The sequence below is a fragment of the Thermococcus sp. genome (assembly GCF_027008145.1).
Lineage (GTDB): Archaea > Methanobacteriota_B > Thermococci > Thermococcales > Thermococcaceae > Thermococcus.
Genome location: NZ_JALTCZ010000103.1, coordinates 1 through 2,191, shown reverse-complemented (window position 1 = coordinate 2,191; position 2,191 = coordinate 1). Strand labels below are relative to the sequence as shown.

The 2,191-nt window shown below is 55.9% G+C and carries 1 protein-coding gene and 1 pseudogene; both read right to left on the bottom strand.

The window, feature by feature from the left end:
* On the bottom strand, positions 1–1,627 hold a 1,627-nt coding region (locus MVD07_RS05135), incomplete at its 3' end, for a pyruvate/oxaloacetate carboxyltransferase (protein ID WP_297499365.1).
* 85 nt (positions 1,628–1,712) lie between these two features.
* Positions 1,713–2,191, bottom strand: a pseudogene (locus MVD07_RS05130) (fructose-bisphosphate aldolase); the annotation flags it as partial.

Here is a 2,191-nt window from a genome sequence, read left to right as displayed (position 1 = left end):
CCTCCTTAACGAGAACCCTCAAAACCTTCCCAGGCATTGGAGCAGTAACAAGACCCTCACCAGCTGAAGCCGAAGGCTCCCCCACCAAAACAGACGAAGAAACAGAAGCCGGAGCAGAAAGAGCTGACTGCTCTACCTGGACCTTTGCCGGAGCCGACAGCGTTGTACCGGTCACATGAGGCAGGTACTTAAGGGCGCTAAGGTCAACCCCTTCTATGCCTACTTCAACCTCAATCCCGTTCACGTAAAGCTTGAGCCTCTGAGCGCTCGGCGGAATCTCCGGGCCCTTTCTTCCGATCTTCCTCCTCTCGAAGAACTCCTTGGCTATCTGTGGGAACAGGCAGTAGGTCAGAACATCCTCCTCGCTCCCGGCGCCAAAGCTTTTGGCCTCTTCCCTGCATTTCTCAAGGGCCGGCTCAAGGAGCTCACCGGGCCTCACCGTTATCGGCTCCTCCTCGCCGATGGCGAGCTTCCTTATCTCGGGCTTTATCTCCGCCGGTGGTTTTCCATAGAGTCCCTTCACGTAGTTCTTGACCTCCTCGGTCACACTCTCATACCTGCCGAAGAGGACGTTGAGGACAGCCTGAGTCCCGACTATCTGACTGGTTGGAGTTACTAATGGGGGCCAGCCGAGGTCTTCCCTAACGCGGGGTATCTCCTCAAGAACCTCCTGGAGTCGATCTAAAGCTTTCATCTCCTTGAGCTGGCTTATCAGGTTGGAGTACATCCCGCCCGGAACCTGGTACTTGAGGACGTAGGGATTGACCATGAGGGTCTCCTTGCGGAACAGGCTGAAGTACTTATTGTCTAAAAGATGCCTGAGGTAGCGCGAGATCCTGTGTATCGTCTCCCTGTCGAGGTGACTTCCCACTGCCTCTGGCAAGGCGTGCCATATCGTCTGTACCCCTGGCTGGGCAGTTCCGAAGGCGAGCGGGCTTATGGCAGTGTCTATAAAGTCCGCCCCAGCTTCCACGGCCTTCATGTAGGTCGCGACCGCCATCCCGGTGGTGGAGTGTGTGTGGACGTTGACGGGAACGCCATAGCGCTCTTTTATCTCGCTTACCAGCTCGTAGGCTCTCCAGGGCGTTAGCAGGCCGGCCATGTCCTTTATTGTTATGACATCAACCTCGAGCTTGAGAAGCTCCTCGACCTTCTTCATGTAGTATTCGAGGGTAAAGACCGGGCCGGTTGTGTAGGCTATCGCCCCCTGAACCTCAGCACCGACTTCCTTGGCCTTCTTTATCGCCACCTCCATGTTCCTGACGTCGTTGAGGGCATCAAAAACGCGGAATATATCGATTCCATTTTTGTGGGCCAGCTCCACAAAGCGCTCGACGACGTCATCCGGGTAGTGCCTGTAACCGACGAGGTTCTGACCGCGAAGGAGCATCTGAAGCTTTGTCTTCCTTATGTTCTCCCTTAAAAGCCTCAGTCTCTCCCAGGGGTCTTCGTTCAGGTAGCGGATGCAGACGTCGAAGGTTGCCCCACCCCAGACCTCCATCGAGTAGAAGCCGACCCTGTCCATGTCCTCGGCTATCTTCAGCATATCCTCAGTCCTGAGGCGGGTCGCTATGAGCGACTGGTGAGCGTCCCTAAAGGTCGTGTCTATGATCTCAACCTGTGCCATTTTCATCACCCTTAGCCGGGTAAAGAACTGAGGCTTTTAAAAGTCTTACGACGTAAAAAGAAGGAGAGTTAGACGGTCGACGAAATCAGAGAAGACCTTCTGCCTTCGCGGCCTCCTCTGGATCCTCGTTCCTGTGGACGACTCTCAGGAGAGCCTTTATGAAAGGCTCGGGGTTCTCACGCTGGAAGATGTTTCTGCCAACGACAGCCCCAGAACCTCCTGCCTCAACGACATTCCAAACGACCTTCAGAAAGTCAACGGGGTTGTCCTTCTTTGCCCCCCCGCTGAGGAGAACTGGAACGCCAGCAGCTGCATCAACGACCTTGGCGAAGGTCTCCCTTGAGCCCGTCCAGTAGGTCTTTATCATGTCAGCCCCGCTCTCGGCTGCGGCCCTCGCCCCGTACATAACGACGCGGTAGTCCTCCTTTTTACCATAGCGCTCGTCGATGTACGGGCCGCGCGGGTAGGCGAACTGCACAACCGGGAAGCCGAGATCGTGGGCGTAGCTCGCTATCTCCGCGAACTGGCGCATCATTATGTCCTCCTGTGAGGAGCCCCAGTAGA